The organism is Ehrlichia japonica, assembly GCF_000632845.1.
Lineage (GTDB): Bacteria > Pseudomonadota > Alphaproteobacteria > Rickettsiales > Anaplasmataceae > Ehrlichia > Ehrlichia japonica.
The window spans coordinates 175,835-194,396 of sequence record NZ_CP007474.1; the positions used below are offsets into that span (position 1 = coordinate 175,835).

Consider the following 18,562-nt stretch of genomic DNA (forward strand, 5'->3'; position numbering starts at 1 on the left):
TTTAATCAACCTTTGGTATCTCTTCAAAGGTATGGAAAGGCGCTGGTGATGGTACTGTCCATTCCAATGTATCCCCTCCCCATGGATTGCTAGGACATTTTTTTTCACTTCTTAAGGTTGCAATGACTATGTAAACGAAGAATAAAGCTGATATAAACGATAAAAATGCTCCTGCTGATGATATGTAATTCCATGGAATAAAAGCGTCTGGATAGTCTGGTATACGTCTTGGCATTCCTGCTATGCCTAAAAAGTGTTGAGGTAAAAATGTGACGTTGGTTCCAATGAAAGTTAACCAGAAATGTGCCTTACCAAGGCATTCATTATATTGCTTGCCAGACATTTTGCCTATCCAATAGTAGAAGCCAGCAAAGGCTGCAAACAATGCAGCAATTGACATTACATAATGGAAATGTGCAACTACATAATATGTATCGTGTAATGCTTTATCAATACCACCATGTGAGATTACAATACCAGTAATTCCACCTACTACAAATACGAAAATAAATCCGATTGAAAATAACATGGGAGTTTTAAATTCTATCTGTCCTCCCCACATAGTTGCAATCCAACTAAATACCTTGACTCCTGTTAGCACACCTATCAGCATAGTAGTAACACTGAAATATGTCATGATTTCTGCACTTAAACCAACAGTAAACATGTGATGTGCCCATACTACTCCACCTACTGCTGCAATACCAACTAGTGCTAATACCATGCCTAAATATCCAAAAACTGCTTTATGAGAGAAAGTAGATACGATTTGACTTATTATTCCAAATGCAGGAAATATGATAACATATACTTCAGGATGTCCGAAGAACCAAAATAAATGTTGAAATAGTAAAGGATCACCTCCACCAGCAGGGTCAAAAAAGCTTGTACCAAAGTTTCTGTCTGTTAATAACATTGTTATTGCTCCCCCTAAAATTGGAAGTGTAACTATTAACATAAAAGATGTTAATAATATAGTCCAAACAAATAGTGGCATCTTTAATAATGTCATACCATGAGCTCGCATGTTAAATATTGTGACAATAAAATTTATAGCCCCTACAATTGATGAAGCTCCAGCAACATGTAGAGCAAATATTGCTACGTCCACAGAAGCACTTGGATGAGATCCTATATATGATAATGGTGGGTATAGTGTCCAGCCTGTCCCTGCACCTTCTCCTATCAATACAGATGTACATAATAAAATTAATGAGGCAACTAATAGCCAAAAGCTTACATTATTAAGACGTGGAAATGCCATATCTGGAGCCCCTATAAGCAATGGTACAAACCAATTACCAAATCCTCCAGTTAAAGCTGGCATGATCATGAAAAATACCATAATTAATGCATGACCTGTGACAATAACGTTGTATAACTGATAATTATCGTTTAGCACGTTAATATGTGCGAGTTGTAATCTCAGTACGAGAGATAGTATACCTCCTACAAGTCCTCCAATAATGGAAAAAATGATATATAGTGTGCCTATGTCTTTGTGATTTGTTGAGAATAACCAACGTTTTATTCCTTGTGGTGTATGTTCACTACTCATGCATACCTCTATAATTCAAGTGTCTTTTCCTGTATCCATTCATTAAATTGTTCTTTTTCAACGGCAACTATCACTATTGGCATAAATCCATGTAACCTGCCGCAAAGCTCTGAACACTGCCCATAATATGTTCCTGGAATTTTAATATTAAACCATGCTTCATTTAGTCTGCCTGGTACTGCATCAATTTTTATTCCTAAGGCTGGTACTGCCCAACTATGTATTACGTCTGCACTTGTAACCTGTAACAGAATATTTGTATTTGTGGGTACTACTATTCTGTTATCTACTTCAAGTAAACGTAAATCTTGGCTTTCCAAATTATCTGTTGCTTTCATATAACTATCGAAAGTAAAATTTTTATAATCTGGATATACGTATCCCCAATACCATTGATACCCAATTGCTTTTAATGTCATTTCTACATTAGGAATTTTCTGCTCATGCCTAATTAGCTTGACATTACTTATAGTTAAAAATCCTACGATTACTAAAGGAATTAATGTCCACAATATTTCTAAAACTGCATTATGAGAATTCTTAGTGTTAAAGACAATTTTTTCTCCTGATCTTTTTCTAAATTTTATCAGGGCATATGCCATTACAGAAAAAACAATAATTGCTATTACTGACATAACAAGCATAACAAAGTTATGGGATCTTATAATCGATTCCATTATTTCTGTTGCCGGAGCCTGAAATCCCATCTGCCACTGCACAGGTGCTGCAAATGTACTAAAAGGACTAAATATACAGAAAAAAAAAACCAGAAATCTTAACATAATGCTACACTATTAATAATTAATGCTTATCATTTTAATGTTCAAAATGCAACAATTTTATACTACTTTTTAAGAAGTATAACCTTAATAAAGTTAATTATAACTAAAAGCTACAGTACTTGCAAATCTATCTGTCATTGTATTGATCGGTATTTTTCAGATTTCTCTACAAAGTATTAGATTCAGCGATTTTTAGTGTATATGTTGTATTTATTAAAAAGTGTTGTAATATAAGATAATCTCAAGAATTATTTTTTCGTTATAGTAGAAGATTAGTTTATTGTTGAGGTAAGTGTTAAGAAAAGTAAAATGATTGACTAAAATCTCAAATAAAAAATTGTCATCATGGTCTAAAAATATGTTTTAAGATTAATGTTTATTGTCATTATATGAAGGTTCTGTATATAAGGTTCTTATTCAAACTGAGCTTATTATATCAAGATTTAAAAGAATTTGAAAAATTACAAATGCCACGTTGTGTTTGTAGTTACTTAATTCTATAAATAATCGTGTTTTGAAAATTATATTACTTTAACTTAATGTATTACGTTAAGGCAATGGAAATAGTTGACTATCTTAGGTTAACTTATTGTATGTAAATCCGATTTTGTGCTATCAAGTCCAAAATTGGAATGTAGAGCTACTGTAGCAAGTTGACTGTCTTTTCTCCATATTAGAACGCTGATTTTTATTTCTGAAGTAGTAACTGCCAGTATTTTTATGTTATTAGATGTTAACGTATGAAACATCTTATAAGCTACTCCAGAGTGAGAAATCATACCTACTCCAATAATAGAAATCTTTGCAACTTCAGAATTGATTATTAAATTCTGGTACATAAGCTCAGTTTGAATCTCTGTTAAGAATGTTGTTGTTGTTTGCAAGTCCTCTTCTGAAATTGTAAAAGTAATGTCATTTGCATTATTGTCATTCATATTTTGGATGATCATGTCAACGTTAATGTTTTTTTCTGCTATTGCGTTGAATACAGTGGTAATTCCAGATAGTGTTTTTACCTCTTTTAATGTAACACTTGCTGTCTTATTGTTACATGTGATCCCAGTAATCAATTGGCTTTCCATATTTGATTCTCCTTTTTTACATAACATTGTCCCATTTCCAGGATTGAAAGTAGATAATATGCACAATTTTATATTATATTTCATTGCTATTTCTACTGAGCGTACTTGTAATACTTTAGCTCCAAGAGAAGACATTTCTATCATTTCATCGTATGTAATGTAATCTAATTTACGTGCTTTTGGTACTATATTGGGATCTGCTGTATATATTCCATTTACATCTGTATAGATATAGCATAGATCTATACCTAATGCTGCTGCAATTGCTACAGCTGAGGTATCAGATCCTCCTCTACCTAAAGTTGTTACTCTGTTGTTTTTGTGCATTCCTTGAAATCCAGCAACAATAGCAACGTCATTGTTAGATAGGGAATCCTGTAATGAGCATGTATTAATATCTATAATTCTTGCTTTAGTGTGGTCTTCCGTCGTTACTATTGGTAATTGCCATCCTAGCCATGATTGCGCATTGATTCCTATTTTTTGGAGAGCCAATGATAGTAGTCCGCATGATATTTGTTCTCCTGAAGAAATAATTAGGTCATATTCGGAGCGCTCAGGTTGGGATTTCACATCAGAGATTTGTTTAATTTGTGAAATGATGTTATCAGTAAATTTTCCCATAGCTGATACTATTACAACTACTTTGTAATTATTGTTAACATCTTGTTTTATTATTTCTGCAACTCTATTAATACACTTTATGTCTTGTAAAGAAGTTCCTCCGAATTTTTTTACTAAAATCTTCTTCATTATTGTGTGCTAAGAATATATGACTATCATCTTAAATGATAAGTGATTTTTTATATTTTGCAAAGTTTGTATTAATGCAGTTAAATTCTTTGTTACATAATTAGTATTATAAAACAACAGCTATAAAAAAGTTTTATATAAAAAACTCGATTTTGTCCAGCTGAAATGTCATAAGCTATGATTTTGTATGATTATGTTACTGCTTTGAAGAGTATAATCAATCCTGATATCAATTTTTTATAAAATATTATATTGATTTTATAGTATAAGATAATAAAGGTTTATCCATAGCTAATGTTTATAAATATAGTTATGATGTCCTAATATTTTTGTAAATTACTAATGAATAGAAGATATTTAAGATATTTATATGAAATAAATATCTATTATATGATGAATTTTTATAGGATGATGTCTGTCATTCCTTAAATAGTGTTATATTAGTATAATCTTGTGGTAATTGTATTTAATTTACATAAGTAGGTTTTGTGTATAAGTTGCTCATAAGAATTATTTAGTTAGAAGTTATAGTTCCATATGTGGTTTTATAAGTAATGTTTTTGTGATATTTGCAAATATTAAATTAATATAACTAAAATTATGTGATAAATTGCTAGTGGTATAAGGTAACAACAATGCTAATTTATGAATAATATATATATTACTACTCCTATTTATTATGTTAATGATGTTCCACATGTAGGTCATGTTTATACAAGTTTGATATGTGATATTATAGCGCGATTTATGCGTCTTGGTGGGTGTAATGTGAAATTTATAACTGGAACAGATGAACATGGACAAAAAATAGAAAAAGCAGCTCAAGAACGTAATATGTCATTGGTACACTTCACTGATAATACGAGTGCTGTATTTAAACAATTAGCTGATGTTATGAACTATAGTTATGATGACTTTATTCGTACAACAGAGGTGAGACATCAAAGAGCTGTTGTAGCTTTGTGGCAGCGTTTATGTGATAATGGAGCAATATATTTAGGTAGTTATTCTGGTTGGTATGCAGTAAGAGATGAAACATTTTATCAAGAAAAAGAATTAGTTGATGGTAAAGCTCCTACAGGGGCTGAGGTAGAATGGATAGAAGAACCGAGTTATTTCTTTCGATTATCAGATTTTCAAGAAAGATTATTAAGTTTTTATGCAGAGAATCCTGATTTTGTTACTCCTAAATGTCGATATAATGAGGTCATATCATTTGTTAAATCAGGGTTGAAAGATCTTTCTATATCAAGGCAGAATGTTTCATGGGGAATAAAAGTACCAAATGATGACAAACATGTTATTTATGTCTGGGTTGATGCTTTAACAAATTATCTGACAGGGTTAGGATTCCCTGATATTAACCATAAAGATTATCAAGCTTATTGGGCAGGTGATAATAGTTTTGTTTTACAAGTTGTCGGAAAAGATATATTGAGATTTCATGCTGTGTACTGGCCTGCTATTCTAATGGCAGCTGACTTACCTTTACCTAAAAAAATCTTAACTCATGGTTGGTGGACTAATGAAGGACAAAAAATCTCTAAATCTTTAGGTAATGTTATAAGACCTTTTGATTTGGTAGAAGAGTTTGGAGTTGATCAATTGAGATATTTTTTAATTAAAGAAATGCCAATAGGGAACGATGGAGATTTTAAAAGAAGCAGTCTTATTAATTGTATAAATTATGATTTAGCAAATAATATAGGGAATCTTGTACAGAGGACTATCTCTCTGTTGTACAAAGAGTGTGGAGGAGTTATACCAACAATAAGTAATGATTTGTTACGTGATGAGGAAGTTCTACCAAATTATCAAGATATTCTTGAAAGAGTTAGGGATTGTGTTATGCATTATAATTTAAATGGGATGATACATATTATAGAACAGTTATCTTCTACAGCCAATGAATATATTACAGTGAGAGCACCATGGAAATTATCTAAAAGTGATTCTAGAGTTATGAAAGCAGTATTATATAAATTGCTTGAATATATTAAATGTATAGGATTACTGTTACAACCTATAATGCCTAAGTTATCATCCAAGATATTGGATCAAATTGGATTACCAGAATGTAATCGTGACTTTAGTAAATTTTCTATACCTGTGAGTATGAATACAACTTTACCAAAACCAGAACCTATTTTTGCAAAGATTGTGTAAGCTGCATATATACTTGGTAGCATATAGAATATGTAGCATTATGTATAGTCACAACTATGGCAGTTGTGTTGAAGTGTGTGGTTTCCTCTGTATAAGGAAGTTTTTTGTATATAAAATTGTCAAACTTGAATAAGTATTGGTTGTAAGTTATAAATTTTTATTAGTAAATATTTTAATTGGGTTCAGTATGCCTCTGTCTTATAATATTGCAGTTTTGAATAAATTCGACAGATTGTGGAAGCGTCAGATAGTAAGTACCTATATGAAATTAAACTTCTCTTTTGTGAAAATACTATATAAGTTGATATACTACTAGATACTATAATTATTGTTTAAACGTATCAAGTGTATGTTGTCTAAGGTTTGCGTGGATTGACATTGGTAATGAATATATTATTTTCTGGTGGTTGTTAAACTGACATTATTTTTATGTCTAAAAGTTCTATAGAAGAAAATTTTAACATTAAGATCAATATATTTTCCAAGCAATGTATGTAGAAACATAGATTATGATATTTTACCTTAACGAAATTAAAGTTCCTTATACAATATTTTTTTGATAACTATTATCTATAAAAGAAAACTTTAGTTAGAATTAGTTATGTTTTCCAAGCAGTATATTATGTCTAAAAGCTCTATAGAAGAAAATTTTAACATTAAGATCAATATATTTTCCAAGCAATGTATGTAGAAACATAGATTATGATATTTTATCTTAACGAAATTAAAGTTCCTTATACAATATTTTTTGATAACTATTATCTATAAAAAAAACTTTAGTTAGGATTAGTTATGTTTTCCAAGCAGTATATAATGTAACTATACCAAAACATAAATTAGTATATTTTATTTGGGTAAAATTAGAGTTTTCAATTTCTTGTGCAAAATCTTCTTGATATGGAAATTTGCTTATACTATCTACTAAGTATTGATATGAAGCCTTATCTTTTGCTACTACTTGCCCTATGTTAGGGATAATATTGAATGAATAAAAGTCATATAATTTGTAAAGAGGATGACTTTCTTTTAAGGGAGAAAACTCTAGACATATGAATTTTCCTCCTTGCTTAAGGACTCTATATGCTTCGTTTAATGCAAGATGTCTGTAAGAAACATTACGTATGCCAAAGGAAATTGTATAATATTCGAAACTATTGTCTGGAAATGGTAGTTGTTCTGCATTACCACATACCCATTTGAGATTTAATACGTTTGCATTGATAGCATTGTCTCTTCCATGATTTAACATTTTAGGATTAATATCACACACTGTTATATCTACATTTTGTTTGTTTTTTGCTACTTTTATAGCTATATCTCCAGTACCGGATGCAACATCAAGTAAACTTCCACTAATGATGTTCTGAATTACTTTATTTTTCCATAGCCTGTGCAGACCAAAGCTCATTATATCGTTCATTAAATCGTAACGAGGAGCTACTGAAGTAAAAACTTGATTAACAAACTTTGATCTTTCATGCATGACTTATAGTATAAATTTCGATAAATCTAATTGCTTTGAAATATCTTCCAGTTTCTTCTTTACATATTCGCTATCGATGACGTATGTTTTACCACTATTTTCTGTTGCAGTATAGCTGATATCTTCCATTAGTTTTTCTAAAATGGTGTGTAATCTACGAGCTCCAATGTTTTCAACTTCTCTGTTAACTGTGGATGCTATTTCAGCTATAGTAGATACTCCTTCATCAGTGAAGTCAATGGTAATATTTTCAGTTCTCATTAATGCACAGTATTGCTTTAATAAACTTGATTCTGGTTCAGTTAGAATCCGCACTAAATCATCTTTACTAAGTGGTTTAAGCTCTACTCTTATAGGAAGACGTCCCTGCAATTCAGGTAATAAATCAGAAGGCTTAGCCAGGTGAAATGCTCCAGATGCTATGAATAAAATATGATCGGTTGTAATAGTGCCATATTTTGTTGTTACACTTGTTCCTTCAAGCAACGGTAGAAGGTCTCTTTGTACACCTTCTCTGTTAACTTCTCCTCTGATTTCTGTACGAGCTGCAATTTTATCTATTTCATCTAGGAACACAATACCATCATTACTTGCTAGTTGCAAAGCTTCCTTTATTATCTTATCCTCATCCATTAATTTTTCACTTTCTTCATTAATCAGCAGTTCTCTTGCCTCTTTTACAGTAACTTTTATGGTTTTGAGTTGTTTATTATTTCCTAACATTTTATGTACAATCTCGTTGATGTTCATAATGCCAACTTGACTTCCTGGAATATTAGGAAGATCAATGGAGGGGATTACATTTTTACTTTCTTTGATAGATATTGAAATCTCAGAATTTTCAAATTCACCATTTCTTAGCTTGTTTTGGAAGATGGTTTTTGTTTCTTGACTTGCATCAGCTCCAATCAATGCATCAAGAATTATATTTTCTGATAAAGTTTTTGCTTTTTTCTCTACAATTTTACGAAACTTTTCTTTTACTAGGTTAATAGCTACATCAACTAAGTCACGTATAATAGAATCTACATCTCTACCTACATATCCTATTTCAGTAAATTTGGTAGCCTCAACTTTTATAAAAGGGGCTTTTGCAAGTTTTGCTAGTCTACGAGCTATTTCTGTTTTGCCAATACCTGTATGTCCTATCATTAAAATGTTTTTAGGAATAATCTCTTCTCTTAATGGTTCAGGTACTCTATTACGGCGCCAGCGATTTCTTAAGGCAATAGCCACAGCACGTTTTGCGTCTGATTGTCCTATAATAAACCTGTCTAGTTCTTGTGTAATTTGTTGAGGAGTTAGTTCTTGAGAGCTATATGAGTCATCTACATCTAAATTTGTTCCATCTTCACAGGCTGCTGTATTAGTAGTATTTTCGCTTTTTAGTAGTGCGTAACCAGCTTGTCCATTATTTAGGGCATCTGTTGTATTTGCTGTATCATCATTTAGTTTGAGTTTATTATTTGGTGTGACAAACATTTTAATCCTCTATTTTTTCCATAATAATATTGTTATTTGTATAAATACATATTTCAGAAGCTATTTTCATTGCAGTAGCAATTATGTATTCTAAAGTCATATTTTGAGAAAATTGATCATTAGATTCGCATAAAGCTTTTGCTGCTGCCAATGCGTAATTGCCTCCTGATCCAATAGCTGCAATCCCATTTTCTGGTTCTAAAACATCTCCGTTGCCTGATATTATTAGAGATATTGACTTATCTGCGACAATCATCATTGCCTCTAACCTGCGCAGATATCTGTCCATTCTCCAATCTTTTGCTAATTCTACACATGCGCGAAGCAGTTGTCCAGGGTGTTTCTCTAGTTTACTTTCTAATCTTTCAAACAAGGTAAAAGCATCTGCTGTTGCACCTGCAAATCCTGTGATTACTGTGTCATTAGCTAAACGTTTTATTTTTTTTGCTGAATTTTTTACTACAGTATGTCCTAAAGATACCTGTCCATCTCCTGCAATTATCACTTTATTGTCTCTGCGAATACATAAAATAGTGGTTCCATACATTATACTATTATCTTTGTGTTCCATTATTTTAACTCCTACTTATAACTTAATGAGTGGTGATTTTTTTAACAATACATGGCTTTATCTATACCACTTGAGAAATAAATGTAAATTATTAAATACCTTGATCATGGTTTTATGTCACTCTGATAATAGAATATTTAACACCAAATAAATGTTAATCATGTTGAGTTACGATATTACTAATAGAATACAAGCACCCCCTTACATATAAATGAAAGTCTACCACTAATCAATATGTCTAAACAGTAATTAATAAATTATAAAACTATTAAATCTACTAATTAGGTCATGTAGTTTACCAAAATAATAATTTTCTGACAAATAGTAATTTCAATTAATGTTTTTTCCTATGTTAAAGCACATAAATAGTTTAGAATATTGTAAAAATTAGTAGTAGTTTTTTTATTTGTATATTTTTAAATGTTATATATAATGAAAAGTTAGGTATTGACTCTGTATTACAATAACGTAATATGTATGGCATTAGTTAGTGGTTCGTATATTTTTTTAATGCTTCTCATGATATGTTGTAGGTTTGTGTGATGCTAGTTAATGGATGTCTATGGTATAGGTTTTGCTTATGATGCGTTATGTATAACATACCATTAGTTAGGTCATAGTAAATGATATGTAGTAGAGTTGAAGGTTATTGCGATTAAATAATTTATGTGTTGTCAAAATAAAAAAGTATGCTAATTTAGCAAACGTGCCACCATATGTACAAGATTTACTATGTAAATACTTGGAATAGGAAGTTTGCCGTTACTGATCAGTTTGTTTCAAGTACTATATTATAATGTTAAAGGTTTGTCTATTTATACGTAAGGGTTATATAAAATGCTTGAACAATTAGTAACCTAACTTGATTTTAGTATAGAGAGAGTTTTTATGTCGGAATCAGAAGATATTGTATTAGATAAAGAAGAGGATAAAGTAGTAGAAGTGGGGGTACAAGAAGAAATAATAGAGGAGAGAACAGATGATCAGGTATCAGTACAAGAAGTAAAGGTATTGGATTTAAGTGAATTAAAAAAGAAAACTATAGAAGATCTGTTAAAAATAGCAGAAGATCTTGGAGTAGTAAGTAATGGTAGAATGCTGAAACAAGAGATAATCTTTCACTTGATGAAAAAAGTAGTAAGTGATGGAGGTGCAGCAATAGGAGGAGGGGTAGTAGAAATATTATCTGATGGTTTTGGATTCTTAAGATCTCCTGAAGCAAATTATGCTGCAAGTGGTGATGATGTATATATTTCTGCAGGACAGATAAAGAAGTTTAATTTAAGAACAGGTGATATAGTAAGTGGAGAAATAAGAGCTCCAAGCGAGAAAGAAAGATATTTTACATTAGTAAAAGCACACAGCATAAACTTTACGGATATGGCAAAATTACAAAGATATGTGCACTTTGATGATTTAATTCCTCTATATCCAGAAGAAAGAATATTATTAGAATGTAATGATCCTATTAGCTTAAGTAAAAAAGATATAAGCATGAGGGTGATAGATATAGTTGCTCCTTTAGGGAAAGGACAGAGAGCCCTGATAGTTGCGCCACCAAGAGCTGGAAAAACAATAATATTACAACAAATAGCACATTCAATATCTGTGAATCATCCAGATATAGAATTAATAGTTTTACTCATAGGTGAAAGACCAGAAGAAGTTACAGATATGTGTAGATCGGTAAAAGGCGAAGTAGTAAGCTCTACATTTGATGAACCTGGATATAGACATGTACAGCTTGCAGAAATTGTAATTGAAAAAGCAAAAAGGATGGTAGAACATAAAAAGAATGTTGTGATATTGCTTGATTCAATTACAAGATTAGCAAGAGCATATAACTCAGTGATACCATCCTCAGGAAAAGTATTAACTGGTGGAGTGGATTCTAATGCTTTACAGAGACCAAAAAGATTCTTTGGAGCAGCAAGAAATATAGAGAATGGAGGATCATTAACAATAATAGCGACAGCACTGGTTGAAACTGGGTCAAAAATGGATGAAGTGATATTTGAAGAGTTCAAAGGAACAGGAAATTGTGAAATAATATTAGACAGAAAAATATCTGATAAAAGAGTATATCCAGCAATAGACATTTCAAAATCTGGTACAAGAAAAGAAGATATGTTAATAGATAATGTATGTTTGAAGAAAGTATGGTTATTAAGAAGATTGCTATCATCAATGGGTTCTGTTGAAGCAATGGAGTTCTTGAGAGATAAATTATCCATAACTAAGGATAATAATGAGTTCTTTGATATGATGAATAGTTGATCTGTAATATGTCGGTATGTTAAGTGGAATGTAAGTAAGACTATGTTACAACAATGTAGCTAAAAAGTAAGCCTTGTATATAATTCTGCTATTTCAAATGTTGATTTAATTATGCGTTTTTAATACTGTAGTAATAGGTAAAATAAGTAAGACAGTTGTCGAATAAAATTGATACTATAAAAAAAGTTATTTACATTGATAAGAATTTTGTAATGTTACTACATGTCTTGTTAGTTTAATACTGTATTACGGTTTCATTTAGTTTTTGTGTTAAGTAAAAAGATCTTTCTTTATTGGTGTTAGATGTCGGTTGTAAAAGCTATGGTATGTGATGGTTGTTTATATTATTACAAAAAGTGCTGGTGTTCAGGCTGGTTTTATTAGTCTAATAATGTATTACGTGCTTCGTTTAGTTTTTGTGTTAAGTAAAAAGATCTTTCTTTATTGGTGTTAGATGTTGGCTGTAAAAGCTATGGTATATAATAGTTGTTATATTATTACAAAAAGTGTTGGTGTTCAGGCTGGTTTTATTAGTCTAATAATGTATCACGTGCTTCGTTTAGTTTTTGTGTTAAGTAAGAAGATCTTTCTTTATTGGTGTTGGATGTTGGCTGTAAAAGCTATGGTATGTAATAGTTGGGTTTATATTATTACAAAAGTTCTGGTGTTCAGGCTGGTTTTATTAGTCTAATAATGTATCACGTGCTGCGTTTAGTTTTTGTGCTAAGTAAGGTGATCCTCCCTTATCTGGATGTATAGATTTCATTAATTTATGATAAGCTGCGTTGATCTGTTCTTGAGTTGCATTTTTTTCTAACCCTAGTATTTCTAGTGCTTCTTCCTTAGATAGGCTACTGCTTGTACTTTTTGAATGATTATACGTGTTTACTTCATTCATTACTTTATTCAAAGTGGAAGCCATTATTTCACTCATGCTGATTATGCTATTCCTTTTTAATAGTAGAAATATAAGCAATCCAATAATTGGCAATACAAATATAATGCCTATTATAGAGAATATTACTGAAAAGATAAACCACATATAAATGACTTGATTTAAGTAAGGTATGTCCATATTATACAAGTTAAAAGTATTTTTTTGCAAATGGTTTATTATGTTTATACAAATCGAGGAAACTCCAAATCCTGATACTTTAAAATTTATGCCAGGTGTTCCTGTTAATAATGGTAAGGTTAGTGAATTTGTTGATAGTGTTACAGCTGAAAGTTCTCCTCTTGCAACAGCATTGTTCAAAGTTGAATATGTAAGAGGTGTATTTTTTGGAGGTGATTTTGTATCAGTGACTAAATCTAGTGATATTGAGTGGGATGTTTTGAAACCAGAAGTTCTAACTGTGATTATGGATTTTCTAACACTTAATTCAGATAATGCCACATCAGATTTTGATGAAGAAGAGATGGAAGAATTTTTCGATGAAAAAGATGTTGAGATGGTTGAGAGGATTAAAGAATTAATAAATAATTATGTGAAACCAGCTGTTATGCAAGATGGTGGAGATATAAAATTTAAAGGATATAGTAATGGTATTGTTTTTGTAAAATTAAGGGGAGCATGTTCAGGATGTCCAAGTGCTTCAATTACTTTGAAAGAAGGCATATATAACATGTTGAGTTATTATATTCCGGATATACAAGGTGTAGAAAGTATTCAATAGGTAAAGTTTATATATAAGAAATGTTTGGTTCTGTTAACAAGAACTTGATCAGACGTTAGCTATTTTTTATTGTTATCATAAATCTTAAGTGTTTTACTTTAGCATGTGCTAGAGTTCATGCGTAGAAACTTTTGTTCTATTTACAATAGCTTGAAGAGATTAGTGCTTGTTTATATATTGAGAGAATACTTCTTAAGTGTTTTGTGTTTGATATGTAAGTAAGGTTTATATATGGAAACATTTGATTTGTTGATCATAGCTTACTTTATCCAGTGATTTATCTATGTTTATTCTTGTAGAAAAAAATACTTCATTAAATATTTTTGTGAAGTATGTAGGTAAATCCTATATGTATAGCACTTTATTATAGTAACTTGTCAATAATTGGTTGATTTTATTACTATAAAAATACTGTGTCAAATATTTTGAGTGCAGTGTAAAAAGTATGTTGTATTGAGGTGGAAGCAATATTAAAAATTTTTTGTGTTGTATCTACTATACTGACTTGAATGTATTCTTGGTGAGAGAATATTATATCGAGTTTTATAGTAAGATATGTTGTCATAGATTTATAGTTATTGCTGGTAATGTTGAAAATATGGCCTTTGAGGCATTATAAGTAATGTTATCTACAGGTATTATATAACATTTACATGTACCTTTATAGTATGGTTATACAATCAATTTAATAACTACATTTTTTGCTAGATACTAGGGCTGAAATGAGTATGTGTAGATTTTATAGCAGATGTTGAATCAATAGACGTAGAACTTGTTGAGGGAATTGAAAGAGTTTCAAGTGTGTGTTTTTTTTTATTGTGTATTACCTTTCTTATCGTGTTCTTGAGTGATTTTGGGGCTTTTTTTGCAATGTGCTTGGTGTATCCTAAAACTTTTTTTGTTTTTTTTATAATATTACTTTTATGTGGTTTATTGTTCTCTGTTCTCTGTTCTCTTTCTATGTATGAGTTATCTGGTAGATGTTGTCTTTTTGTGTTTCTGATGTGGTGTGTAGCATGTTCATATTTTGTATAAAGCTTTATATTTTTAACAAACTCTTTAGTAGTCATTATGTTTTGTGTACATGGTTCCATGTCATTTAGTGATCTTATTAATATCTTGATATCTTTATAGGATGGATTCCAAGATATGTTGGTGTCTTGGCGTGTTACTTTTAATTGTTTAAAGAAAAACACAGTATCACCATAAGCTACACTTTCTGTAAATGCATATTCTATTTGTTTTAGGATCTCAATTTTTTTCATAATTCTTGGTTTTATAATGTAAGTATGGATAATTTGATTAATCTTATTAATTATGGAATACCATGGATATCGGTATCTTAAAAATTTTTCTATTCTATTTTGGTAATCTTTTAATTTTATTCTTGTATGAAGAAATTTGCTCTGTATTGAAAAAACAATGTGTTGCCTAGGAAAAAGGTTAAGTGCTGTTTTTAAATTTATAGGTGGTATTTTCATTATGTGTTGGTATAAATATCTGATTTTTTGAGATATTGGGGCATTAGGGGAATCTTTACTATGCATTTTAGTTATTCCGTGGCATGCTACTAATAAAGTTGCATCTGGATTATTCATAGCCGAGGTTATTTCGCTTGTTATTTCCCTTGTATATCTGATTAGATTTAAAGTATTAACTGCTTGTGATTGAAACAACTTCTTTAATTCTGGGTTTACATCTGACTTGAGAATTATTTTCCTAAATTTATTGAAAAGTGTATTTTTGATTTGTTGATTAGGGTGTATGTTTTTTAATTTGTTAAATAATTTATTTAATATTATATCGATAATTTTTTGATCTTCAGGAGATATTATTATTCTATCTGAGATTTTATATATTAGTTCCTTGAGCCATAGTTTTAGTAATAGGCTGGCTTTTTTGTCTTGTATATTTGTATGAGCTTGATTGGTATAAGATTGTATAATACTGTAGTAGCGATAGTTCTCATTGTTGATTGTAGGAACATCACAAATTTGTGGCACTATGACTAGTAGTAGATTTAAAGGGTTGGTTGATAATATTTCTAATATTTTATCCCTTGATTCTAAATATGTGCTGTATTTCTCAGAACTTTGTTTCTTTTGGTACATTGTTTGTCATCATAAATACATATGAATTATCTAATACCATAAATTAATTTATTTTTAAAATTATATTTTTAATGGCATAAATATATTAACTTGTTATACATAGTAAAAAATTTATTTATATTATCAAATCGTGATGCCATTTAAATATTGAATAAATAGCAATTAAAAAATACTGCTATAAATTTTTGAAATGATATTTTTTTAATATAATTTAGTGATAAAGTATATTGTGAAATAGATTTTTGCGATTTTGAAAATTTGAATATAGGTAGCGTATTGATTACTATTGTTATTAATCAAAAAAAAATGTTATTTGAGTCAAGGCTGACGCTCAGTGAGATTTTAAATGAATGCGGCTATAATACTGACTTACCATTTGCTGTGGCAGTAAATAAAAGTTTGGTGGTAAGAGATAAATATAACAGTACTTACTTAAATAATGGAGATATTGTTGATATAGTGTATCCTATGCAAGGTGGATAAATTAAAACTTGGTATTGTTGGGATTTGATACGATAGAGTATCTGTATACTTTGTTTGATAAAACATGGTGGGGTGATTTTAGTATATACGTCACTGAGTTAAAAATTTATTGGTATTAAATAAGAATTTAGAATGTATGTTGAATTTGTATGATATATTGTTGAAAAGCAGGTTACTATTAGGCTCTGCTATGTATCCATCTCCTGCTATTTTATATGAATCAATTCAGCTTTCTGGTACTGAGGTGGTAACAGTATCCTTGTCTAGACAAATGCCCTCTGAAAATGGTGGTAGTGATTTTTGGAATATAATTAAAAAAAGTGGATGTCATATTTTACCTAATACTGCTGGATGTTGTACAGTGAATGATGCGGTATTGATGTCTCAGATGGCAAGAGAGATTTTTGGTACTAATTGGGTTAAGTTAGAGCTGATAGGGGATGAGTATACTCTATATCCAGATTTAGTCTTATTATGTGAAGCAACAAAAGAATTAATTAGTCAGGGATTTGAGGTGTTTCCTTATTGTACAGATGATTTAGTTGTTTGTAAGAGATTAATAAATTATGGATGTCGTGTATTAATGCCAGGAGTGGCTCCAATAGGTTCTGGATGTGGTGTACTTAATATGTATAATTTAAAATTATTAAGGAATAGGTTTCCGGACATAACAATTATAGCTGATGCCGGTATAGGTAGGCCATCTGATGCAGCCATGATAATGGAAATTGGCTTTGATGCTGTACTTCTTAATACTGCTATTGCAAGGTCTGTTATTCCTCAAGATATGTCTCGTGCTTTCAAATATGCTGTAGAAGCTGGCCATATAGCTTATAATGCTGGTATTATACATAAGAAAGATTTTGCTGTATCTAGTACACCACTGATTGATACACCTTTTTGGTATAATACTTCTAGTTAAATGCTGTTGATTGAAATTTTTTGGTTGCATATCTATTATATTCATAAGGAAAAAAGTGCTTTGTTGAGTGGTGAATAGATATTCTCAAATATTTCTTACTGAAATTTCTAAAATATATGTATGAGAAAGACAGACATATAACGTTATTATAATGCTGATCTTCTAGAAAGATTTGCTGTAATTAGTGTAACCACTTTTTTAATTATATATTTTTGCCATATCCTCCAAGTTAATACATGTCTAAAAAATTTCACGGATGTTTTATTGTATAATGTTATAGTTTTAAAAAATGTATTGCTGAATTGATTTTGGACCCATAGAAAATTAATGAACTTGGTATTATTGATTGAATACGTTTTGTATAATGTTTTATGATTAATATGAACTCATGTGTGTGTAGGGCTTATCTCTTAAATTTTAGTTTTGCAAGAACAGGCTTTCTGCAAATATTATATCATGTTGTATAATGTTTTATGATTAACATGAACTCATGTGTGTGTAGGGCTTATCTCTTAAATCTTAGTTTTGCAAGAACAGGCTTTCTGCAAATATTATATCATGTTGTATAATGTTTTATGATTAACATGAACTCATGTGTGTGTAGGGCTTATCTCTTAAATCTTAGTTTTGAAAGAACAGGCTTTCTGCAAATATTATATCATGTTGTATAATGTTTTATGATTAACATGAACTCATGTGTGTGTGGGGCTTATCTCTTAAATTTTAGTTTTGCAGAGAGTAGGCTTTCTGCAAATATTATATCATGTATCCTGTATCCCATGTTTTTCAATTTTGCTTGATACCAATCAGGGTAGGATAACGCCATATAGAATATGTATAACAGATTAATTGATAAATAAGTGGGGAAACTAATAAAATTTAGCATGTGATACATTATGTAGATTCCAGTAAATACGGAAATTGAGATGAATGATAAAAGCCACAGTTTATTATAGAGTGTAAAAAAAACTGAGAATATAAATGCCATGAATGAAAATCTATCTTGTACAAACACTATGCTATCTGAAGTATTAATTTTTTTTTGGTGTTTATATATAATGAAAGATTGCATATAGAATATGTAATTTACTATTATACATTTAATATTATGATTAAAATGGCAGTTAGTAAACTTAAAAGTAGTGCAAGTGCTTTTTAAAGTTAGTAGTTCTAGTGATAAGGTTTTTATGTACGACCATATGAAAAACTATATGAC

At 30.3% G+C, this 18,562-nt stretch carries 16 protein-coding genes; 7 read left to right on the forward strand and 9 right to left on the reverse strand.

The features are described from left to right. Position 1: 1 nt before the first annotated feature. The 3 genes from ctaD to EHF_RS00740 all read right to left on the reverse strand — a co-directional run bounded on the left by ctaD (position 2) and on the right by EHF_RS00740 (position 4,175). A complete protein-coding gene (ctaD, locus tag EHF_RS00730) occupies positions 2–1,558 on the reverse strand; it encodes a cytochrome c oxidase subunit I (protein ID WP_044194088.1) in 1,557 nt (518 codons plus the stop codon). Between the two features lie 8 nt (positions 1,559–1,566). Then, on the reverse strand, positions 1,567–2,340 hold the full coding sequence (gene coxB, locus EHF_RS00735; protein ID WP_044194090.1) for a cytochrome c oxidase subunit II: 774 nt from the start codon (positions 2,338–2,340) through the stop codon (positions 1,567–1,569). A 581-nt stretch (positions 2,341–2,921) separates the two neighbouring features. After that, complete coding sequence (locus EHF_RS00740; protein WP_044194092.1) at positions 2,922–4,175, reverse strand: aspartate kinase; 1,254 nt, start codon at positions 4,173–4,175, stop codon at positions 2,922–2,924. Positions 4,176–4,820: 645 nt separating this feature from the next. Here EHF_RS00740 and metG point away from each other — a divergent pair. After that, positions 4,821–6,341 (forward strand): methionine--tRNA ligase, encoded by a 1,521-nt coding sequence (gene metG / locus EHF_RS00745; protein WP_044194094.1) that lies wholly within the window; start codon positions 4,821–4,823, stop codon positions 6,339–6,341. A gap of 790 nt (positions 6,342–7,131) precedes the next feature. Here metG and ubiE read toward each other — a convergent pair. The 3 genes from ubiE to hslV are packed head-to-tail and all read right to left on the reverse strand — an operon-like array spanning position 7,132 to position 9,877. Continuing rightward, positions 7,132–7,824: a bifunctional demethylmenaquinone methyltransferase/2-methoxy-6-polyprenyl-1,4-benzoquinol methylase UbiE gene (ubiE, locus tag EHF_RS00750; protein WP_044194096.1), complete on the reverse strand. Its 693-nt coding sequence runs from the start codon at positions 7,822–7,824 to the stop codon at positions 7,132–7,134. Between the two features lie 3 nt (positions 7,825–7,827). Continuing rightward, positions 7,828–9,306: an ATP-dependent protease ATPase subunit HslU gene (hslU, locus tag EHF_RS00755; RefSeq protein ID WP_044194098.1), complete on the reverse strand. Its 1,479-nt coding sequence runs from the start codon at positions 9,304–9,306 to the stop codon at positions 7,828–7,830. 1 nt (position 9,307) lies between these two features. Beyond that, positions 9,308–9,877, reverse strand: coding sequence for an ATP-dependent protease subunit HslV (hslV, locus tag EHF_RS00760; protein ID WP_044194099.1), 570 nt, complete (start codon positions 9,875–9,877; stop codon positions 9,308–9,310). A gap of 888 nt (positions 9,878–10,765) precedes the next feature. On the opposite strand from hslV, the gene rho reads away from it, so the two are divergent. The 3 genes from rho (at position 10,766) to EHF_RS00770 (ending at position 12,845) form a co-directional block, all read left to right on the forward strand. Beyond that, positions 10,766–12,154 carry a transcription termination factor Rho gene (gene rho / locus EHF_RS00765; RefSeq protein ID WP_044194101.1) on the forward strand — a complete coding sequence of 463 codons (1,389 nt, stop codon included), beginning with the start codon at positions 10,766–10,768 and terminating at the stop codon, positions 12,152–12,154. A gap of 331 nt (positions 12,155–12,485) precedes the next feature. Next, positions 12,486–12,608, forward strand: coding sequence for a hypothetical protein (locus EHF_RS04870; RefSeq protein WP_269493460.1), 123 nt, complete (start codon positions 12,486–12,488; stop codon positions 12,606–12,608). Further along, positions 12,609–12,845 carry a hypothetical protein gene (locus EHF_RS00770; RefSeq protein ID WP_044194103.1) on the forward strand — a complete coding sequence of 79 codons (237 nt, stop codon included), beginning with the start codon at positions 12,609–12,611 and terminating at the stop codon, positions 12,843–12,845. Here the strand turns inward: EHF_RS00770 and EHF_RS00775 are convergent. Beyond that, complete coding sequence (locus tag EHF_RS00775) at positions 12,837–13,196, reverse strand: J domain-containing protein (protein WP_232228955.1); 360 nt, start codon at positions 13,194–13,196, stop codon at positions 12,837–12,839. The two genes, EHF_RS00770 and EHF_RS00775, sit on opposite strands and share 9 nt — an antisense overlap. Before the next feature lie 73 nt (positions 13,197–13,269). Here EHF_RS00775 and EHF_RS00780 point away from each other — a divergent pair, with 73 nt between their 5' ends. Beyond that, positions 13,270–13,830, forward strand: a complete 561-nt coding sequence (locus tag EHF_RS00780) for a NifU family protein (RefSeq protein WP_044195768.1) — start codon at positions 13,270–13,272, stop codon at positions 13,828–13,830. Between the two features lie 704 nt (positions 13,831–14,534). On the opposite strand, the gene EHF_RS00785 is transcribed toward EHF_RS00780, so the two are convergent. After that, positions 14,535–15,941 (reverse strand): hypothetical protein, encoded by a 1,407-nt coding sequence (locus EHF_RS00785; RefSeq protein WP_044194105.1) that lies wholly within the window; start codon positions 15,939–15,941, stop codon positions 14,535–14,537. A gap of 258 nt (positions 15,942–16,199) precedes the next feature. Between EHF_RS00785 and thiS the strand changes: the two genes are divergently transcribed. Together thiS and EHF_RS00795 are read left to right on the forward strand one after the other, a co-directional pair. Continuing rightward, complete coding sequence (gene thiS / locus EHF_RS00790; protein ID WP_232228956.1) at positions 16,200–16,424, forward strand: sulfur carrier protein ThiS; 225 nt, start codon at positions 16,200–16,202, stop codon at positions 16,422–16,424. A 136-nt stretch (positions 16,425–16,560) separates the two neighbouring features. Next, positions 16,561–17,346, forward strand: a complete 786-nt coding sequence (locus EHF_RS00795) for a thiazole synthase (protein WP_044194107.1) — start codon at positions 16,561–16,563, stop codon at positions 17,344–17,346. Between the two features lie 709 nt (positions 17,347–18,055). Here the strand turns inward: EHF_RS00795 and EHF_RS04910 are convergent. Next, positions 18,056–18,418: an Erum7620/ECH_0207 family putative T1SS effector gene (locus tag EHF_RS04910; RefSeq protein WP_084475725.1), complete on the reverse strand. Its 363-nt coding sequence runs from the start codon at positions 18,416–18,418 to the stop codon at positions 18,056–18,058. Positions 18,419–18,562: the final 144 nt, after the last annotated feature.

Excerpts from the sequence above, each read along its gene's own strand:
- ctaD (WP_044194088.1), bottom strand. The coding sequence starts at position 1,558 with ATGAGTAGTGAACATACACCACAAGGAATAAAACGTTGGTTATTCTCA.
- coxB (WP_044194090.1), bottom strand. The coding sequence starts at position 2,340 with ATGTTAAGATTTCTGGTTTTTTTTTTCTGTATATTTAGTCCTTTTAGT.
- EHF_RS00740 (WP_044194092.1), bottom strand. The coding sequence starts at position 4,175 with ATGAAGAAGATTTTAGTAAAAAAATTCGGAGGAACTTCTTTACAAGAC.
- metG (WP_044194094.1), top strand. The coding sequence starts at position 4,821 with ATGAATAATATATATATTACTACTCCTATTTATTATGTTAATGATGTT.
- ubiE (WP_044194096.1), bottom strand. The coding sequence starts at position 7,824 with ATGCATGAAAGATCAAAGTTTGTTAATCAAGTTTTTACTTCAGTAGCT.
- hslU (WP_044194098.1), bottom strand. The coding sequence starts at position 9,306 with ATGTTTGTCACACCAAATAATAAACTCAAACTAAATGATGATACAGCA.
- hslV (WP_044194099.1), bottom strand. The coding sequence starts at position 9,877 with ATGGAACACAAAGATAATAGTATAATGTATGGAACCACTATTTTATGT.
- rho (WP_044194101.1), top strand. The coding sequence starts at position 10,766 with ATGTCGGAATCAGAAGATATTGTATTAGATAAAGAAGAGGATAAAGTA.
- EHF_RS04870 (WP_269493460.1), top strand. The coding sequence starts at position 12,486 with ATGGTTGTTTATATTATTACAAAAAGTGCTGGTGTTCAGGCTGGTTTT.
- EHF_RS00770 (WP_044194103.1), top strand. The coding sequence starts at position 12,609 with ATGTTGGCTGTAAAAGCTATGGTATATAATAGTTGTTATATTATTACA.
- EHF_RS00775 (WP_232228955.1), bottom strand. The coding sequence starts at position 13,196 with ATGTGGTTTATCTTTTCAGTAATATTCTCTATAATAGGCATTATATTT.
- EHF_RS00780 (WP_044195768.1), top strand. The coding sequence starts at position 13,270 with ATGTTTATACAAATCGAGGAAACTCCAAATCCTGATACTTTAAAATTT.
- EHF_RS00785 (WP_044194105.1), bottom strand. The coding sequence starts at position 15,941 with ATGTACCAAAAGAAACAAAGTTCTGAGAAATACAGCACATATTTAGAA.
- EHF_RS00795 (WP_044194107.1), top strand. The coding sequence starts at position 16,561 with ATGTTGAATTTGTATGATATATTGTTGAAAAGCAGGTTACTATTAGGC.
- EHF_RS04910 (WP_084475725.1), bottom strand. The coding sequence starts at position 18,418 with ATGCAATCTTTCATTATATATAAACACCAAAAAAAAATTAATACTTCA.